The 18,602-nt window shown below is 75.1% G+C and carries 14 protein-coding genes; 5 read left to right on the top strand and 9 right to left on the bottom strand.

Annotated elements, in window-relative coordinates:
* The first annotated feature begins 20 nt into the window (after positions 1 to 20).
* Positions 21 to 608, top strand: a complete 588-nt coding sequence (locus AB0F01_RS19395) for a rhodanese-like domain-containing protein (protein ID WP_362096911.1) — start codon at positions 21 to 23, stop codon at positions 606 to 608.
* Positions 609 to 714: 106 nt separating this feature from the next.
* Here AB0F01_RS19395 and AB0F01_RS19390 read toward each other — a convergent pair whose 3' ends face one another.
* The 7 genes from AB0F01_RS19390 to AB0F01_RS19360 all read right to left on the bottom strand — a co-directional run bounded on the left by AB0F01_RS19390 (position 715) and on the right by AB0F01_RS19360 (position 11,044).
* Complete coding sequence (locus AB0F01_RS19390) at positions 715 to 1,197, bottom strand: MSMEG_6728 family protein (RefSeq protein WP_362097205.1); 483 nt, start codon at positions 1,195 to 1,197, stop codon at positions 715 to 717.
* A gap of 102 nt (positions 1,198 to 1,299) precedes the next feature.
* Positions 1,300 to 2,343, bottom strand: coding sequence for an L-glyceraldehyde 3-phosphate reductase (gene mgrA, locus AB0F01_RS19385; protein ID WP_362096909.1), 1,044 nt, complete (start codon positions 2,341 to 2,343; stop codon positions 1,300 to 1,302).
* Between the two features lie 511 nt (positions 2,344 to 2,854).
* Positions 2,855 to 4,177 (bottom strand): lipase family protein, encoded by a 1,323-nt coding sequence (locus tag AB0F01_RS19380; protein ID WP_362096907.1) that lies wholly within the window; start codon positions 4,175 to 4,177, stop codon positions 2,855 to 2,857.
* 181 nt (positions 4,178 to 4,358) lie between these two features.
* Positions 4,359 to 5,540 carry a S1 family peptidase gene (locus AB0F01_RS19375; RefSeq protein WP_362096905.1) on the bottom strand — a complete coding sequence of 394 codons (1,182 nt, stop codon included), beginning with the start codon at positions 5,538 to 5,540 and terminating at the stop codon, positions 4,359 to 4,361.
* 656 nt (positions 5,541 to 6,196) lie between these two features.
* Complete coding sequence (locus tag AB0F01_RS19370; protein WP_362096903.1) at positions 6,197 to 7,159, bottom strand: hypothetical protein; 963 nt, start codon at positions 7,157 to 7,159, stop codon at positions 6,197 to 6,199.
* A gap of 779 nt (positions 7,160 to 7,938) precedes the next feature.
* Positions 7,939 to 9,852 (bottom strand): molecular chaperone HtpG, encoded by a 1,914-nt coding sequence (htpG, locus tag AB0F01_RS19365; protein ID WP_362096900.1) that lies wholly within the window; start codon positions 9,850 to 9,852, stop codon positions 7,939 to 7,941.
* Between the two features lie 520 nt (positions 9,853 to 10,372).
* On the bottom strand, positions 10,373 to 11,044 hold the full coding sequence (locus tag AB0F01_RS19360; protein ID WP_362096897.1) for a TetR/AcrR family transcriptional regulator: 672 nt from the start codon (positions 11,042 to 11,044) through the stop codon (positions 10,373 to 10,375).
* A 351-nt stretch (positions 11,045 to 11,395) separates the two neighbouring features.
* Here AB0F01_RS19360 and AB0F01_RS19355 point away from each other — a divergent pair, with 351 nt between their 5' ends.
* Positions 11,396 to 12,298 carry an NAD(P)-dependent oxidoreductase gene (locus tag AB0F01_RS19355; protein WP_362096894.1) on the top strand — a complete coding sequence of 301 codons (903 nt, stop codon included), beginning with the start codon at positions 11,396 to 11,398 and terminating at the stop codon, positions 12,296 to 12,298.
* Between the two features lie 792 nt (positions 12,299 to 13,090).
* Positions 13,091 to 13,543: an ATP-binding protein gene (locus AB0F01_RS19350; RefSeq protein ID WP_362096891.1), complete on the top strand. Its 453-nt coding sequence runs from the start codon at positions 13,091 to 13,093 to the stop codon at positions 13,541 to 13,543.
* 52 nt (positions 13,544 to 13,595) lie between these two features.
* Here the strand turns inward: AB0F01_RS19350 and AB0F01_RS19345 are convergent, their stop codons facing one another.
* Entirely contained in the window at positions 13,596 to 16,343 is a 2,748-nt protein-coding gene (locus AB0F01_RS19345) for a SpoIIE family protein phosphatase (RefSeq protein ID WP_362096889.1), read from the bottom strand.
* A 636-nt stretch (positions 16,344 to 16,979) separates the two neighbouring features.
* On the opposite strand from AB0F01_RS19345, the gene msrA reads away from it, so the two are divergent.
* A complete protein-coding gene (gene msrA, locus AB0F01_RS19340) occupies positions 16,980 to 17,492 on the top strand; it encodes a peptide-methionine (S)-S-oxide reductase MsrA (RefSeq protein WP_362096887.1) in 513 nt (170 codons plus the stop codon).
* 113 nt (positions 17,493 to 17,605) lie between these two features.
* Here msrA and AB0F01_RS19335 read toward each other — a convergent pair whose 3' ends face one another.
* Complete coding sequence (locus AB0F01_RS19335) at positions 17,606 to 18,082, bottom strand: carboxymuconolactone decarboxylase family protein (protein ID WP_362096885.1); 477 nt, start codon at positions 18,080 to 18,082, stop codon at positions 17,606 to 17,608.
* Positions 18,083 to 18,304: 222 nt separating this feature from the next.
* Here AB0F01_RS19335 and AB0F01_RS19330 point away from each other — a divergent pair, with 222 nt between their 5' ends.
* Positions 18,305 to 18,529, top strand: a complete 225-nt coding sequence (locus tag AB0F01_RS19330) for a hypothetical protein (protein WP_362097202.1) — start codon at positions 18,305 to 18,307, stop codon at positions 18,527 to 18,529.
* The last annotated feature ends 73 nt before the right edge of the window (positions 18,530 to 18,602 follow it).

The raw sequence follows: 18,602 nt of genomic DNA, 5'->3' as shown, positions 1-18,602 counted from the left end.
CAGTAAAGGACCACCCCGCCATGACCGCCCCCGTGACCCCCTCCGCCATCGGCCCCGACGAGGCCCGCGCCCGGCTGCACCGCTGCACCGTCATCGACGTGCGCACCCCCGGCGAGTACGCCTCCGGCCACCTGCCCGGCGCGCTGAACCTCCCCCTGGACCACCTCGGGCGCGCCCTGCCCGCCCTGCGGGACGCCGCCGGCCGCGGCGACGTCCTGGTCGTCTGCGCCTCCGGCAACCGCTCCGCACGGGCCGCCGGCCGGCTCGCCGGACACGGCGTCGCCGCCGTCACCCTCACCGGCGGCACCACCGCCTGGGCCGCACGGGGGTACGAGCTGGACCGGCCGGCCGCCTGCGCCACCCGGGCCACGTGGAGCATGGAACGCCAGGTGCGGCTCGCCGCGGGCACGCTGGTCCTGCTCGGACTCGTCCTGGACCTGCTGGTGCACCCCGCCTTCCGGCTGCTGTCCGCCGGGATCGCCGCCGGCCTCGTCCTCTCGGCGCTCACCGACACCTGCGGCATGGCGGCCCTCCTGGCCCGGCTGCCCCACAACCGCCCGCGCCCCGCCGATCTGGACGACGTCCTCGCCGCCCTGCGGGGGCGCTGAACCGGGCGCTGGACCGGGGCGCTGGACCGAGGGCGCTGGTCCGGGGGCGTTGAACCCAGGGGGCGTTGAACCGGGGCGTCCGGCGGCCCCGGTGCCGTCGCGCCCGTCAGCCGGTGACGGCTTCGGGGTCGCGGTCGGACGCCGGCCAGAGGTACGGGAGGTCGTCCGGCTCCCCGGGGAAGACGCCCCCGTAGACCTCGGGGTCCTTGCGGAGAAGGGCCGAGCGGTGGCTGCGGTGCAGCCCCGGGTCGCCCAGCCAGGGCGGCAGCTCCCCGGCGTCGGCCAGCTCCCGCTGCTCGCGCACCGGTGCGCCCGGACGGACGGCGGCGAGCTCCGCCACCAGCTTGGCGGCACAGCTGTCCTGGTGCCCCCGGTCCCGCCACACCCGGCAGATCTCCAGGCCGTAGCGCACCAGGGCCTCCTCGTACCCGGTCCACATGCGGACCGCGGGGTGACGCCGCCACCCGTAGCCGGGCACCGTCAGACCGCGCAGCACCTGCAGCGCCTCGACCCGCTGCTTGCCCAGCCGGCGCCGGTCCAGCACCAGCGCCGTCGCGTCGAAGTCCGGGTAGGGCAGGAAGGTCTGCATGGCGCCGTCCGAAGGAGTGGGCGTGGCGCCGGCGGATGTCCGGCGCACGCTCCGCGTTCCCCGTCCCCGGACGGGCACACCCGGCCGGGGACCCGCCGTGGCCTAGCCCATGGTGCCCAGCCGGGCCTCGCGCCAGAGGTCGACGCCGCCCTCGGTGGCGTACCGGTCGATCTCGGCCAGCTCCTCGTCGCTGAATTCGGGATTCTCCAGCGCGGCGACGTTCTGCTCCAGCTGCTCGGTGCGCGAGGCGCCGATGACGAGCGAGGTGACCCGCGGGTCGCGCAGGGCCCAGGCGAGGGCCATCTGAGCGAGCGTCTGGCCCCGCTTCGCGGCGATGTCGTCGAGCGCGCGCAGCCGGCGCAGCATGTCGTCGGTGAGCCACCCGGCGTCGAACGACGTGCCCGCCGCCGCACGCGAGTCCTGCGGCACGCCGTCCAGGTAGCGCCCGGTCAGCAGGCCCTGGGCGAGCGCGGTGAAGCCGATCACGCCGAAGCCCTCCTCCTGGGCCACGTCCAGCAGGCCGTCCGTCTCGATCCAGCGGTTGAGCATGTTGTACGACGGCTGGTGGATCAGCAGCGGCGTCCCCAGGTCGCGCAGGATGGCCGCTGCCTGGCGGCTGCGCTCGGCGTCGTAGGACGAGATGCCGACGTAGAGGGCCTTGCCCTGGCGCACGGCGGTGTCGAGCGCGCCCATGGTCTCCTCGAGGGGAGTGGTGGCGTCCAGCCGGTGCGAGTAGAAGATGTCCACGTACTCCAGCCCCATCCGCTTCAGGGACTGGTCCAGGGACGCCAGGAGGTACTTGCGGGAGCCGCCGCCCTGGCCGTAGGGGCCGGGCCACATGTCCCAGCCCGCCTTGGTGGAGATCACCAGCTCGTCCCGGTAGGGGGCGAGGTCCTGCCGCATCAGCCGCCCGAAGTTGATCTCCGCGGCGCCGTAGGGCGGGCCGTAGTTGTTCGCCAGGTCGTGGTGGGTGATGCCGAGGTCGAAGGCGCGCAGGGAGATCGCGCGCTGCGTCTCGAAGGGCCGGTCGTCGCCGAAGTTGTGCCAGTAGCCCAGGGACAGCAGCGGGAGGTCGAGCCCCGAGCGGCCGGTGCGCCGGTAGCGCATGGTGCCGTCGTAGCGCTCGGGGTTGCTGACGTGGTTCATCGGTGCTCTCCGGGTGGGGCTGGGGTGCGGTCGTCGCAGGGTGGCGCGACGGTCGTCCGCGGGTGGCCGGCAGGTGGATCGTGGAGATCCCCGTCAACCCTGCCCTCGCCGGATCGGGAAGTCCAACCGATCCCTTCCATGGGATTGAGCGACCGGGCTTCTGAATCGGCCGGCGGTCGGGCTCGGATGTGACGGCGGGCGTCCCGCCCGCTATGATCGACGCAAGCCATGGGGCCGAACAGCCGGAACCATGACGTGCGTTGGTGGTCCAAGGAAAGACGCCCCGCTTCCTGCGGGGAGATGCAGGTGCAAGGCCTGCCCAGCGCTCTGCACGAGGAGCCCCGCACCCGGTCCAGGGTGCGGGGCTCCTCGCGTCGCACGGCTTCCAGGGTCGTTCGTCCGGACCGGGCCGGGCTCATGGGGTCCTTCGTCCGGACCAGCCGGACTCACGGGGTTCTTCGTCCGGATCAACCGGACCCCGCGAGCCCGGGCATGATCCGAACGAGAGGTGCTAGCGCTGGAAGGGCATGGTCCAGCAGTTCGACTGCGCCGGGCGTCCTTCGAGCCGGTCGGTCAGCCAGGACACCGCGTCGCTCTGGTCGGTGAGCAGTGGCGCCAGGTGGTTCGTCAGCAGCTTGTCCCCCAGGTTGGGCAGCGCGACCGCCTTGTAGGTCACGTCCCCGCCCTTGCGGCACCAGTCGGCGGCCAGTTGGCGGGCCTGGGCGTGCGGGACGATGTCGTCCTGGACCCCGGTGACCACCCGGACCGGTCCGGTCGGCTTCAGGGTGCCGATGCGCTGCTTGTCGAGGACGGCCTGCGCGCGGGGCTCGTCGGCGATGACCTGGGCGAGCGAGGCGCCGCTGCGGGTCCACTTGGTGCTCTTGGTGAAGCCGTGCCCCAGGATCGCGTCCCCGACGCAGGTGGTGGCGATGTCGTCGAGCGCGGCCCGCCCCGCGCTGTTGATGTGCTCGTCGACGACCCGCTTCAGATCGGGTTCCGCCTGCGCGAAGCCGTTGATCGACCAGCCCAGCGCGGCCGCCAGGGCGCTGCCGTCGATGCCCTTCATGACGGACGTCAGATCGGCGGGCGGGGCACCGCTGTAGGTGCCGACGAGGGGCAGTTCGGGGGCGTAGGTGCCGTGCAGCTCGGCCGCGGACGCGCTGGCCCCGCCGCCCTGGCTGTAGCCGTACAGGCCCACCCGGGAGGCGGCGGTGACGGACGCCCCGGGCACGGAGCGCGCGGCGCGGGCCGCGTCCAGCATGGCGTGGCCCTGGTCGAGGCGGTTGACGTAGGTGTGCAGCCGGTCGGTCGTCCCCAGCCCGGAGTAGTCCGTCACGACGACGGCGGCGCCGGTGGCGAGCAGCCGGTAGACGGCGAGGTTGTCGTACCCGACGGACACCGTCTCCCCGGTGAGCGTCAGCGGCCGCTCCAGCGCCAGCGACGGGGCGCACTGGTCGCCCTGGCCCATGGTGCCGGAGCCCACGACCACCAGCGGGCGCGGACCCTCGCCCTTCCAGCGGGCCGAGGGTTCGATGTACGCGCCCGTCACGGCGACGCGCCGGCCGTTCGAGTCGGTGGAGGTGTACATCAGGCGGGTGGCGGTGCCGGGCAGCGTACGGCCGTCCAGTCCGGGCAGCGACAGACCGAGGCGGAGCGGCTCGTGCCGGACCAACGCGCCGTTCCCCGCGGGGAGTTCCTCCGGAGGGGTGTAGAAGGCGGGGATCGTCACCCCTCGGGACTCCACCGGCTCGCTCGCGGCTGCGGGCGGTGCGGCCACACAGACGCAGGCGGTCGTCGCGACGACGGTGGTCAGCACCCTGCTGAGACGGCTCACGGCTCACTCCTCGCTCTGCTGCGGAAAGATGAACCGGAAACTAGCATCGCTTACTTACCGGCGGTAACAGCTCAACGGGTCACGGCCCGATAACACTTACTCCCGAGTAACCACGGAACGTGCGAAAGCGGGCCCCGCCGGTCGTCCGGCCCGGCGGGGCCCGCTCGTCGTGCTGATCCGGTCAGGCCGTGTGCAGCGTCAGCCCGTAGCGGTCGAGGATCTCGTTGACCGGCTGGAACCAGGTCTCACCGCCGCTGGAGCAGTTGCCCCAGCCCCCCGAGGTGACGCCCTGGGCCTGGTCACCGCTGATGAACGCGCCGCCGGAGTCGCCGGGCTGGGCACAGACGCTGGTCTTCGTCATCTGGTGCACCGCGCCCTGGCTGTAGTTGACGGTCTCGTTCTTGGCCAGCACCCGTCCGCAGTGCCAGCGGGTCGTGGAGCCCGACCGGCAGATGGACGCGCCGACCGGCGCCTCGGTCGAGCCGCGCACCAGCTGGTCCGGGACCGTGCCCCAGCCGAGCACGACGGGGACGGTCCACCAGCCGCTGCCCACGTTGACCCAGGCGTAGTCGTTGCCGGGGAACGAGGAGCCCTGGAAGTGGCCGATGTGCGAGCCGTCCCAGCCGCGCACCGCCGCACCCGCGCCCCCGCAGTGCCCGGCGGTGACGAAGCCACCGTGCACCGAGAAGCCGATGGAACAGCGGACGTTGCCGGTGTAGTACGGGTCGCCGCCGACCGTCCCCGCGGCGAAGGTCTCCGCCGCCTCCCGGACGGTGCGCACGGTGACCGGACCGGCCTCCCGGGCCTTCGCCACGAACCGCCGGACATCGTTGTCGCTCTTCTGCTCGCGCACGACGGTCACGACCACCGTGTTGGCGGTCGGGTCCACCGACCAACTGCTGACCCCCGCGGGGGCGTCCAGCCGGTCGATGCGGGCCTTGGCGGCGTCGAGCGTCGCGGCACTGTGCTCGACGGTGCGCACGGCCGCGCCGGTCGCGCGGACCGCCTTCACCGTCGCGGCGTCGGTGCCCTCGGTCAGGGCGACGGTCAGCGTGCCGTGGGCGCTGTCGAACCACGCCCCGCCGTAGGCGGAACCGGCCGCCTCGCGTGCCTCGGGGGCGACCTCGGTGGCCCGGCGCTCGGCGGACAGCTGCGCCTCGGCCTCGGCGCGGGTCAGCCCCAGGTCGCGCTGCATCGCCTGGAGCAGGCCGGCCGACGCGGGCTCGGAGTCGGTGGGGGAGGAGGCGGCCGGGACGGCCGAACCGGTGTCGCTCGCCGAGGCGGGCAGGGTGCCGGCCGCGGTCCAGCTGCCGAGCATGAGGAGTGCGGCCACGCCGACATGCGTGAGTCCGGTGCGTCTCATGGGAAGTGCCCTTCGTCGTTCCAGCAGAGGTGGGGGTGGAACAACCGCCGTCTGAGAGCGCTCTCACAGGGAGTTGGAGTCGAGCATAGCGATCCGGCCGTGACAGGTCTATGCCAAGTGCGGGTCGAACTTCATCCCGGGGGAGGGTAGTTGTGTTGTCGTCGAGTCAGGAGCGGATGCGCGGGCCGCTACCTGGGCGCCCCGGTGGTGCTGTGGGCCGCGGCAGGCGGGCACGCGGAGGTCCGTGGCGGCTCGCGATGGCCCCTGGCGGCCCGTGGCGGCCGTGGCGCCGGGGCCCTGCGGCACCGGCTCACGTCCCTTTCGCGGACCGCCCCGGACGGGACGCCGCGCGGAGCCCGCGGGTGCGCCGCGCGGCCGGGGCGCGGGAGCTTCCGTGAGCACGCGTCAGGTTCGCGGGAGCCTCGGCGGGCACGCGGCAGGGTTGCTGAGTGTCGGGGTCGCTGACGGCGGGATGCGGGAGTGTCGGCGTGTGTGAGGCCGGGAACGGGAGCTTAGGTGCGCCCACGGCTCCAGCTGCGCGAGGTCTCGGTGTGCGTGGCTCAAGCTGCGCGTGCTCGGTGCGCACGCGGCTCAGGCTGCGCGCGTCTCGGTGTGCGTGGTTCGGCCCGTGATGAGCCTCGGGCGTCGCGTGAGGCTCAGCGTGCGCGGGGGGAGAGCCGCCGGACCTCCCGCGCGGCCTCCGCCGCCACCCGCTCGGCCTGTTCCAGCGCGTCCGAAGCCGACCGGTCCCGGCCCTCGGCCTCCTCGCGGACCTCCTCCGCCCGCGCCCGCTCCTCGCGGGCCGACCGGACGTGTTCCTCGGCCCGCGCCAGCTCCTGCTCCGCCCGCGCCACGTCCTCCCCGGCGGCCCGCTCCCGCTCACGTGCCGCCCGCAGGGACTCCTCCGCCTCCGCCCGCTCCGTCCGGCGCCCACCGAGCCGTTCCCCGGCCGCCTCGGCCTCGGCCCGCGCCCGCTCCAGGCGCTGCTGCCGCTCCCGGCGCCGCTCCGCGAGCTCGTCCTTCTTCCGGGAGGCACGCTCCGGTGTCCGGCGGGCGGGCCGTGCGGCCTCGCCAGGTGCCTTCCGGGCCGGCGGGGCGGTCCCCCCGGCGCCGGCGGGGAACTCCGACGGCGGCGTCAGCGGCTTCTCCAGCCGGCCGGTCGCCCACCGGTCCGCGGCCTCCGGGTCGGCGAGCACGGCGTGCAGGGTCGTCTCCACGTCCCGCTGCACCGCGTCCGACAGCGGGTGCCCGGCGTCCCGGGCCAGCCCGGCGGCCTGCCGGGTCAGCTGCGTGACGAGCCGACGCCGCTGCGCCGACAGCTCCTTCATGCTCGCGGCGTCCAGCCCCGTGTACGCCTCGCGGAGCGCCCGGCCGAGCTCCAGGAACCGCTCAGCCTCCTCCGGCCGCGACCTCCGCAGCAGGTTCGCGGCCCACGCGGCGAGCGGCGGGCGGCGTGCCGCGCGAAGCCGCCGGGCGTCGTCCGCCCGGCCGGCCGACCTGGCGCCGGCGGCCAGCTCCTCGCGACGGGGCACGAACGCGGACGGTGGCAGCGCGTAGAGCTCGTCCAGCATCTCCTCCACGTCCGCCGGCCCGCCGCCGTGCCCTCCTGTGCGCCGCATGGCACCCAGACTCCACCGCACAGGACGGGGGCGCACATCGGCCCGGTCCGCCCGCGGCACCGGTGGCTCGCCACTGTGGTGGCCGACCCCGGCCGGCACGGCGGCGACCCCCTTCGCCTCGCGGCCGGCGTGGACGGCGTGGCGGCCCCTGCGGGGTGACGGCGGGCCGTGCCGACGCGACCGACGGCAGGGCGTGCCGACGCGGGTGACGTCCTGTCCGGGCCGGCCGTCCCGCTGTGGGCTCAGGGTGCATGACTGTGATCCCGGTTCTCGAGCACCGGGCTTCGGGGGGGCGTGGGGCCCGCGTCCGCAGCGGACGCCGCGAGCGAGCCGCCGCGGCCCGGCCCCAGGCGCGGCGACGGCCCCGACCGCACGGCCGGAAACGCGCCACCGCCGCACGGCACGCGCCACGGACCCGTGCGGTGGGTCCGCCGGGCACGCACCGTGGACCCCTACGGCGAGATCTGCGGGGCGCGCACCGTGGACCCCTCTGGCGGGATCTGCCGGGCACGCGCCACAGACGCGCACGACGCGGGAGCCGCCGGGCCCGGCCCGGCCGTCGGACTGAGCGAGTGCGACCGGCCGCGAGGCGCCGGCCCCGGTCCCTGGCCCCGGAGGGTGACCCGGCGCCCCGTACCGAAGGGACCGGCCGTCCGACGGCACACCGGAACCCCGGAGCCCGGAACCCCGGCCCCCAGCCCTCCGCCCCTACGGGGGCGAACCGGCCGCCCCCGTAGCCCCGCCCGACGAACCGTCGCCCGGTGGAACCACCGGTCGGGCTACAGGCCGCGCTCCATCCGGTCCGCCACCAGCCGCACGAAGCGGGCCGGGTCCTTCGGCCGGCCGCCCTCCGCCACCACGGCCAGGGAGTACAGCAGCTCCGCAGTGTCGACCAGGGCGGACCGGTCCTGCTGCTCCCGGTGGGCCGCGTTCAGCCCCTTCACCAGGGCGTGATCGGGGTTGAGTTCGAGGATCCGCTTGCTCCGCGGGACTTCCTGGCCCATCGCCCGGTACATGTTCTCCAGCGCCGGCGTCAGGTCGTTCGCGTCCGCCACCACACAGGCGGGCGACACCGTCAGCCGCGAGGACAGGCGGACCTCCTTGATGTCCTCGTCCAGCTGCTCACGCATCCAGTCGAGCAGACCGGCGTACTCCTCGGCCTGCTTCTCGCGCTCTCCCTCGCTCTTCTCCTCCTCCGACGTGCCGAGGTCGATCTCGCCCTTGGCGATCGACCGCAGCGGCTTGCCCTCGAACTCGCCGACCGCGTCGGTCCACACCTCGTCGACGGGGTCCGTGAGCAGCAGCACCTCGATGCCGCGCTCCCGGAACGCCTCCATGTGCGGCGAGTTGTCGATGCTCTGCCGGGACTCGCCGGTGATGTAGTAGATCGCGTCCTGACCGTCCCGCATGCGTTCGACGTAGGAGCGCAGCGACACCGGCCCGTCGCCGTCGCCGTCCTCGCCCTGGTGCGTGCTGGCGAACGAGCACACGGAGAGGATGGCGTCGCGGTTGTCGGAGTCGGTGACCAGGCCCTCCTTCAGCACCGCGCCGAACTCCCGCCAGAACGTGGCGTACCGCTCCGCGTCGTCGGTCATCATCGACCGGACGGACGACAGCACCTTCTTCGTCAGACGGCGCTGCATCATGCGGATGTGCCGGTCCTGCTGCAGGATCTCCCGGGACACGTTGAGCGAGAGGTCCTGCGCGTCCACCACGCCCTTGACGAAGCGCAGGTACGACGGGAGCAGGGCCTCGCAGTCGTCCATGATGAACACGCGCTTGACGTACAGCTGGAGCCCGTGGCGGTAGTCGCGGGTGAACAGGTCGTGCGGGGCGTGTCCGGGGACGAACAGCAGGGCCTGGTACTCGAAGGTGCCCTCGGCCTGGAGCTGGATGGTCTCCAGCGGGTCACGCCAGTCGTGGCTGATGTGCTTGTACAGCTCGTGGTACTCGTCCTCGGAGACCTCGTCGCGCGAGCGGGCCCACAGCGCCTTCATGGAGTTGAGCGTCTCGGGCTCGGCGACTGCGCCGTCCTCGCCCTTCTCGCCGACCAGTCGCACCGGCCAGGTGATGAAGTCCGAGTAGCGCTTGACGATCTCCTTGATCGTCCACACCGAGGTGTAGTCGTGCAGCTGGTTCTCGGGGTCGGCGGGCTTGAGGTGCAGCACCACCGAGGTGCCCTGCGGGGCGTCGTCCACCGCCTCCAGGGTGTAGGTGCCCTCGCCCCGGGACGACCAGCGGGTGCCCTTCTCCTCGCCCGCCCGCCGGGTCAGCAGGGTGACCTCGTCGGCCACCATGAACGCCGAGTAGAAGCCGACGCCGAACTGGCCGATCAGCCCCTCCGCGCCGGCCCCGTCCTGCGCCTCCTTCAGCTCGCGCAGGAACTGGGCGGTACCGGAGTTGGCGATCGTGCCGATGAGCCGGCCGACCTCGTCGTAGGACATGCCGATGCCGTTGTCCCGCACGGTCAGGGTGCGGGCGTCGCGGTCGATCTCCAGCTCGATGTGCAGGTCGGAGACGTCGGCGCCGGGCGCCTCGTCCCGCAGGGCTGCCAGGCGCAGCTTGTCGAGCGCGTCGGAGGCGTTGGAGACGAGCTCCCGGAGGAAGACGTCCTTGTTCGAGTAGACCGAGTGGATCATCAGCTGGAGCAGCTGACGGGCCTCTACCTGGAACTCAAACGTTTCGGTCGGCATGGTGCGGGGTTACCTCACTCGTCGTGTGCGGGCCGGAAAACGTGGCGCAGTAACTGTAGTCAACTTCACCGTCACCTTGGGTCGCCGTCCCGGGCCTCCCGGCCGGCGGACCGGACGCGCCCCGCCCCGCAACAGCGCGCGGGACCCCGTGGAAGCCCCGCGGGGCCCGGGGGTCCGGGGGCCGGAGACAGACCGCGTGACCCCGGTGTCCGGGCCCGCCCGACGAGTCCTGAGCGTCCGAGGGCAGGATTGGGCCCGGGGGCAGGAGCGGGGCCGTGGCGCCCCTGCGTGAAGCCTGTGGAACCCCGGTGACCTGAGCCCGTGAGACCTCGGCGACGACCTTTCGACTTCCGACCTCCAACGTCGACGTCCGAAATCCTGGGACCCGGTGACCGAGCCCGTCGGACCCGAAGCGTCGGAGCCTGCCATGTCCCGGCCCGGGAGCTCGGTGGGGACGCTGCTCGGCGCGAAGTCCCGTGGAAACGTGGCTCGGCGCGTCCGCCGTGCCGCTCCCGTCCGTTCAGTCCGCGGTGGGCGTCCCGCGCCCCCCGCCCCCTTCCTGGGACCGTCCTTCGTCCCCCCGTCCCGGTTCCCGGTCACCCGGCGGTCGCTCCGGTCCCGGTTGCTCCGGTCGCGGTCGGCCGACCGCCGCGTCGAGCAGCGGGCCGAGTTCGCGGGCGACGGCGGTCAGCGGCCGGACGTCCCGCTCGGCCCGGGCCAGCAGGATCGCCCCCTCCAGCGCGCTGATCATCACGGTGGACAGCGAGGCGGCGCGCTCCCGCGGCACCCCCATCCCCACCAGCGCCGCGGCCACTGCCTCGGTCCAGCGGGTGAAGGCGGCGGCCACCGCCTGCCGGGTCGGCTCGGCAGCCCCGGCGCGGTCCACGGTCGCCGCGGCGACCGGACAGCCGCCGGCGAATCCCGCGGACGCGTACTCGTCGGTCCACTGCCGCACCATCGCCGCGAACAGCCGGGACGGCGTCGGCTCGGGCAGCGCGGCGACGAAACGGCCCACCCGGTCCGCGGCGTATCCGCCCGCCCAGCCCACCGCCTCGTTGACCAACTGCTCCTTGCCGCCGGGGAAGTAGTGCTGGAGTGAGCCGCGGGGCGCGCCCGCGTGTGCGGCCACGTCCCGCATCCCCGTGGCACCCACGCCGTCCCGCCGGATGAGCTGGGCCGCGCTGAACACCATCCGCGCACGGGGTCCCCGGTCGCGTTCCGCCGTCACTCGACCTCCCACACCGTGCGCCGCCCCGTTCCGCCTGCTCCTGCCCCGGCAGTCCGGTCCGTTCCCGTCGGGACAGTCCGGTCCGCTCCCTGTCCGGGCTGCGGGCTGCGGGCCGTCCGGCCTGTTCCGCCTCCACCCTATGACGCTCGTCATAGCAGCGACTACTATGACCGTTGTCATAAGCGTGCGCCGGGCCGCGCCACGCCGTGCACCCCGCCGCACACGGCGGTGCGGGCCGCACGGCAGCCGGCAGGCAGTCCGGTCCCGAGCAGCAGACCCGCGGCAGGCCCGCGCGGCCGGAGACGGTGGTGCATCGTGAACGTCGGATTTCTCGGACTCGGGGTCATGGGGGCGCCGATGGCGCTGCGACTCGCGCGGGCGGGGACCCCGTTGGTCGTCTGGAACCGCACAGCCGCCCGGTGCGAGCCCCTCCGGGACGCGGGCGCGGAGGTGGCGCAGGGCGCCGCCGAGGTGTTCGAGCGGGCCGGCGTGGTGTTCCTGATGCCGGCCGACGAGACCGCGACCGACGCCCTGCTGGCCCGCGGCACCCCAGACTTCGCCCGCCGGGTCGCCGGACGAACCGTCGTCCAGATGGGAACCGTGGCACCCGAGCACTCGGCCGCCCTGGAGGCGGACGTCCGCGCAGCGGGCGGCGCGTACGCCGAGGCGCCCGTGTCCGGCTCCCGCGTCCCGGCGGAACAGGGACAGTTGGTGGCGATGCTGGCCGGCGACCGGGCCGCCCGGGACACGGTCCGCCCGCTGCTCGCCCCCCTGTGCCGTGAGGTCGTGGACTGCGGGGCCGCGCCGGGCGGGCTGCTGATGAAGCTCGCCGTCAACATCTTCCTGATCACGCAGGTCACCGGACTCACCGAGGCGTTCCACTTCGCCGACCGGCAGGGACTGGACCGCCGCACGTTCCTCGACGTCCTGGACGCCGGGCCCATGGCGAGCGCCGTCCACCGCATGAAGGCACCGAAGCTGCTGGCCGGCGACTTCTCCGTGCAGGCGGCCGCCACCGACGTCCTGAAGAACAACCGCCTCATCGCGGAGGCCGCCCGCGAGGCCGGGCTCGCCTCCCCGCTCCTCGACGTCTGCCACACCCTCTACGAGGAGACGGTCGCCCGGGGCCACGGCGGTGAGGACATGGTGGCGGTCCTGCGCGCCCTGGAGGCCCGGAGCGACAGCGGGCACGCCACGGCCGACGGCACCGCCGGCTGAGCGTCGTCCCGCGGACGGAGGAGGCCCGGCCCCCGCCGACGCCCGGCCGACGAGCGCCCGAGTACCGCGGAGCCACCGCCGGGGCGCCCGAGTGCCGCTGAGCCGCCGCCCGGGCGTCCTGTACTCACCGCCGGGCGGCCGTCGCGCCGGGTCGCGGCCGTCCTCCGGCAGACGTTCCCCGCGGACCGCGCCCGCCGCCGGGCGGACCTCGGGCCGGGTCGCGGTTGCGGTTGCGCTGTTCCCCCACTGAGGTCGCGCTTGCCCGCACGTCCGGCCTCCCGACATTCCGCGCGGGCACCGAGCGCCGGTCCGGTCGCCCGGTCCGTCCCCTCGGGCACGAGCCACCCCCGAGCGCGACGGCGAACCGCTGCGCGCGCCGTCCCCGGTGAACCCTGGCGACGCCCTGCGGGTACTCTGTCTCGCCGTGCACGGCGCGCACGACACCGGCATGCCGCCCGGCGAGCCGGAGCCGCTTCGTCCGGAGGCCCGGATGCCCGGCAACGCGGCGTCGAGGCTGGACGGCGTCGACGCCGGACGTGTCGAGCCGGACGGCTGCCGCGCGACGAGGGCCACGACGTCCGCCGGACCGACCACCGTGGGGCGTTGGGGTGGGCGGGGCCGACCGGGTGGCGCGCCACCGGGCCGCGTGGGGCGGCGGACGGAGCGCTGTCACCGGCACCTGTCACACTTTGCTGGTGCCACGCACCGGTCGGCCGTGTCCGGGGGGCCGGGGCGTGCGGGGGAACCGCGTGGGTAGTCGCGCGGTGTGATCGGTGAGTGAAGGCGGACCGGATGGAACCAGTTCCAGTCGACGAAGGGGATGCGGTGACGGGGGCGCGGGCCACGTATGCCCTGGAGGGCGACGGTGCGTGGATAGCCAGAGCCCGCGGGCTCGCCGCCGCCTTCCTGACCCGGGCCGCCGAGGCGGCGGACGGTCTGCCCGTGTCGGCCCGTGCCGTGGAGGTCACCCAGCTCGTGGTCAGCGAACTGGTGACCAACGCGCGCAAGTACGCGCCCGGCCCCGTGCGGCTGGACCTGCGCATCTCGGGCAACGCGCTCGAGGTCGGCGTGCGGGACGGCAACCCGGTGCTGCCGGTGGCCCGGCCCGCCGACCCCGGACGGGTGGGTCAGCACGGCCTGGAGATCGTCATGGCCCTCGCCGAGGCACTGGAAGTGCGCCAGGAGGCGGCCGGCAAACGGGTCACCGCCCGCATCTCCCTGGTGGACGCGCCGGGCGAGCAGTAGCCCCGGCCGGGCGCGCCGCCCTGCCGTCAGTCGCGGCCCCGCCGCCCCACCGTCAGTCGCGGCCCAGCGGCAGCGACCGCTCGGCCCAGACGACCTTGCCCCCCGGCGTGCAGCGCGTGCCCCACCGGTCGGCGAGCCGGGCCACCAGGAACAGGCCGCGCCCGCCCTCGTCGGTGCCCGTCGCCCGGCGCAGGTGCGGGAAGGTGCTGCTGCCGTCGGAGACCTCGCAGATCAGCGCCCGGTCGCGGATCAGCCGCACCCGCACCGGAGGGGAGGCGTGCCGGACGGCGTTGGCGAGGAGTTCACCGACGATCAGTTCCGTGACGGACGCCTGCGCCGACAGCCCCCACTCCGCCAGCGTCCGCAGCACCGCCGCCCGCGCGCCGCTCACCGCGGCGGGCTCGTGCGGAACGTCCCAACAGGCCACGCGACGGCGGTCCGGGGCGCGTGTCCGGGCCACCAGCAGGGCCATGTCGTCGCGGGAACGCTCCGGGAGCAGCGCCTCCCACACCGCCTCGCACACCGCCTCGGCCCCGGCCCCGGCCCCGGCTCCCGCGCGTCCCACCGTCTGCCGCAGCAGCGTCCACCGCTCGCCGCTGCCGTCGCTGCCGCCCTCGCCGCTGCCGTCGCCGTTGCCTTCGCCCTCGCCGCTGCCTTCGCCCTCGCCGTCGCTCTCGCCCAGCAGGCCGTGGCCGGGCAGTACCAGGGTGCTGCCCGGGGACAGCAGCAGCGACGCCGTCCCCATCGGCAGGCCGCCGAGCCCCAGCGGCGGCGCGTCCGGCACGTCCACGAGGTCCGCCCGGCCGTCCGGGGCGAGCAGCACCGGGCGCGGGTGTCCGGCGCGGGCCAGGGTGCACCGGCCCGACCAGGGGTCGTGGACCACGTACAGACAGCTCGCCCCGGTGACCCGGGCGGGCTCCCCGGTGCCGTCGTGTTCCCGGTCGATGCGGCTGACGAGTTCGTCCAGCCGCCACAGCAGTTCCTCGGGTGGCAGGTCCAGGGCGGCGAAGGTGTGCACCGCCGTGCGCAGCCGCCCCAGGGTGGCCGCGGCGTGCAGCCCGTGGCCCATGACGTGCCCCATCACGAGTGCCACCCGGGCGCCCGGCAGCGGGACGACGTCGTACCAGTCGCCGCCGGCCCCGCTCCGCCCCGCGGGGGCGGGCAGGTGGCGGTGGGCGACCTCGACGGCGTTCTGCGCGGGCAGCGTCCGGGGCAGCAGGCTGCGCCGCAGGCCGGCCGCCAGGGCGTGTTCGCGGGCGTACCGCCGGGCGTTGTCGATGCTCACCGCGGCCCGCGCCACCAGCTCCTCGGCGAGCGACTCGTCCTCGTACCCGAACGGCTCGGTGGTGCGCGAGCGCCAGAACGTCACCACGCCCAGGACGGTGCCCCGGGCCCGCAGCGGCACCGCGAGCACCGAGTGCGCCCTCGCGACGTCGCCCCCGGGGGCGAGCGGCTGCTCAGGGGCCTGCCGCGCGGAGTGCGCCGCCGTGTCGCGCTGCAGGAAACTGTCGCCGGAGCGGTAGGCGATGCCCTGCGGGGTGGTGGGGGAGACGGCGATCGGCTCGCCGGCCGACGGGAACGGCATGCCGTCCGCACCGCCCCGGACCGCGACGCGGCGCAGCGGGGGCAGGTCGTCCTCCGGCGGCTCCTCGCCCCGCAGCACGGCCTCCGGCAGGTCGACGGCGACGGCGTCGGCGAACCGGGGCACGGCCAGGTCCGCCAGCTCCCGGGCCGTGTGCGGTACGTCGAGCCGGCTGCCGATCCTCGCCCCCGCGTCGTACAACAGGCTGAGGTGCTCCCGTGCGGCGTCGGCCCGTCCGGAGAGGGCACGCAGCTCGGTGGTGTCGCGCAGGGTGGCGACGGACCCGGACGGCTCGCCGTCGCGGGCGGTCGGACGCTGGTTCACGGCCAGCACCCTGCCGTTGGCCACGTGCACCTCGTCGGTGACGGTCCGGCCCCCGGCGAGCAGCCGGGCCAGGTCCTCGTCGATGCCCAGGGCCTCGGGCGTGCGGCCCTCCGCGTCGGGCGGCAGGTCCAGCAGGCGGCGCGCCTCGTCGTTGACCAGGGCCAGCCGTCCGTCGGCCGCCACGATCAGCACCCCCTCCCGCACGGCGTGCAGGACGGCGTGGTGGTGTTCGTACATCCGGGTGATCTCGGCCGGTTCCAGCCCGCGGGTCTGCCGCCTCAGGCGCCGGCCGACCAGGGCCGCGCCCAGCAGGGACAGGAGGAGGGCGGCGGCGGTGGCGGCGAGCAGCAGCGGGAGGTGGCCGTCAGCGGTGTCGGCGACCCCCTCCAGGGTGATGCCCGCGGCGACCAGCCCCACCACGGTCCCCTCGCCGACCGACACGACCGGGACGACGGCCCGGGTGGACGGCCCCAGGGTGCCGTTGACGGTCTCCCGTACCGTGCCGCCGGCCGCGGCCGGGGCGATGGTGCCGCCGTGGCGCCGGCCGATCAGCGCCGGATCCGGGTGGGTGTGCCGGATGCCCTCCGGGGTCATCACCACGATGAAGTCGACCCGCGCCACCCGTCGCGCGCTCTCCGTCCGCGGCTGCAGCACGGCACTGGGGTCGGGGGCGGCCAGGGCCTCCTCGAGGCCGGGTGCCCTCGCGAACGCCCAGGCGACGGCGAGCGCCCGGTCGCGTGCCTCCCGCTCGGCGTCCGCCCGCGCCTGCAGCACCAGGGCCGCGGCGGCGGCGAGGACGAGGACGAGCACGAGGGCCAGGTGCAGCGCGAAGACCTCACGGGCGACGCTGCGGGCGGTCACCACCGGTCGGAGGCGGCCGAGGAAACCGGCCATGTCTCCGTTCTAACACCCCCTGCGGGGAGGCCGCGAGCGATGGCCCGCCGGTCCCCGACGGGACGCGCGCCCGGCTCCCGGCCCTCGGGTGCACCGGGTCCCGGCCCGCCCGCACCCCGGCTGCCGGGGTGCACGCGCATCGGGTCCCGGACGGGACGCGCGCCCGGCTCCCCGACCCTCGGGCGCACCGGGTCCCGGACGGCACGCGCGCCCAGCCACCCGACCTCCACGCGCACCGGGCCCCGGACGGGACGCGCGCCCAGCTCCCCGACCCTCGGGCGCACCAAGGCCCGGCCCGCAGGCACCCCAGCTCCCCGACCCTCGGACGCACCGGGTCCCGGTCCGCCGGCACCCCGGCTGCCGGGCCCCACGCGCGCCGGGCCCCCGGACGGCCCGCGCCCACCGGGCCCCGTCCGCCCGGCGGAGCCGGTCGGTGGCTGCCGGACGCGGGAGACGTGTCGCGCGAACCGGCGCCGCCGCACGCCGTCACGCCCCGCCCTCGGACCCGCCCGCACGGCTGCCGGGGGCACCCGGAACAATCGGCTGCCGGAAGCGGTTGTCACTGCTGAACGAACGGCTGTCCGCCGGGTCCGCGCCCGGCGGAGCCGCCGCCGACGCGGGAGAAGGGCACAACGAATGACGAGGACCGAGGAGAAGGCGCTGCTCGCGGGCGGCTGCTTCTGGGGCATGCAGGAACTGATCCGCACGTTCCCGGGGGTCCTGAGCACGCGCGTGGGCTACAGCGGCGGCGACGTGCCGAACGCCACCTACCGCAACCACGGGACGCACGCCGAGTCGATCGAGATCACGTACGACCCCGCCGTCACGGACTACCGTACGATCCTGGAGTACTTCTTCCAGATCCACGACCCGTCCACCAGGAACCGGCAGGGCAACGACGTCGGCACCAGCTACCGCTCGGCCATCTTCTACTTCGACGACGAGCAGAAGCGCGTCGCCGAGGACACGATCGCCGACGTCGACGCGTCCGGACTGTGGCCGGGCAAGGTGGTCACCGAGGTCGCGCCGGCGGGCCCCTTCTGGGAGGCCGAGCCCGAGCACCAGGACTACCTCCAGCGCTACCCGGACGGCTACACCTGCCACTTCGTGCGGCCCGGCTGGCGCCTGCCGAAGCGCGCGGCGTCCTGAGCCGCCGTCACATCGCACCCACCGCAGGGGCACGCCCGCACCGGGCGTGCCCCTGCGCCGTTCCCGCCTCCGCCCCGCCTCCGCCCCGCCTCCGGCCCGGGGCCGGCGGCCGGTCAGCCGAACTGGCCCGGCCGGTAGGCGCCCGCGGGCTGCCGGTTGATGACGTTGATGCGGTTGTAGGCGTTGATGAGCGCGACGAGGGACATGAGTGCGACCGACTGGTCCTCGTCGTAGTGCTCGGTGACCCTGGCCCACGTCGCGTCCGGCACGCCCCCGGCCGCGTCGGCGATACGGGTGGCCTCCTCGGTGAGTTCCAGGGCCGCGCGCTCGGCCTCGGTGAAGACGGTGGCCTCCCGCCAGGCGGCGACCAGGTGGAGCCGCTGGTGCGTCTCCCCGGCCGCGACGGCGTCCTTGGTGTGCATGTCGGTGCAGAAGCCGCAGCCGTTGATCTGGCTGGCCCGGATCTTCACCAGTTCCTGGGTGGTCGTCGGCAGCGCCGAGCGGGTGAGCGCCGCGCCCGCCGAGTTGATGTGCTTGAGTACCTGGGCCGCGAGGGCGTTGCCGAAGAAGTCGACACGGGCATCGGTCATGATCTCTCCTGGGTCGTTCGTCATGGGGTACACACCTCTGACGGAGCGGCTCGATGCGGTGTGACAGGGAGAGGATGTGGCGTGCGTCACCCAAGCGACGGGAGCGTGGTCCGGCTCCGCGAGCGGGACGTGCGGGACGTGCGGGACGTGCCCGGGAAGAGGGGCGGGGGCGTCCGGGAGGAAGGGCGGGACGACATGGGCGGGCGGGGGAGCGGAGCGCCGGTGGACGGGTCCCGGGAGTGCGACTGGACGGCCATGACGCCGGGCGACTTCGACCGGGACGCCCCGCTGTGCCTGAACGTCGGCACCGGCCCGGTCGTGGTGCCGGCCGAGCCCGACGCGTACGGCACCGCCCCGCTGTTCGGCCGGGAGGCCCCGGAGCAGCGCTCCGGCCCGCGCCGCGCGCCGCGTCCGCCGGCCCCCGGCGAGCAGGGGCGGCTGTTCTGACCGCGTGCCGCCCGCCGGGCGGGGACGCGGGGCGGGCGGCGTGAGCGGACGCGGCCGTCGCGGCCGGTGACTG

The organism is Streptomyces sp. NPDC029526 (assembly GCF_040637405.1).
In the GTDB taxonomy this organism is placed as follows: Bacteria; Actinomycetota; Actinomycetes; order Streptomycetales; family Streptomycetaceae; genus Streptomyces.
The sequence above is the reverse complement of the archived record's forward strand: the minus strand, read 5'-3'. Positions and strand labels throughout refer to the sequence as shown.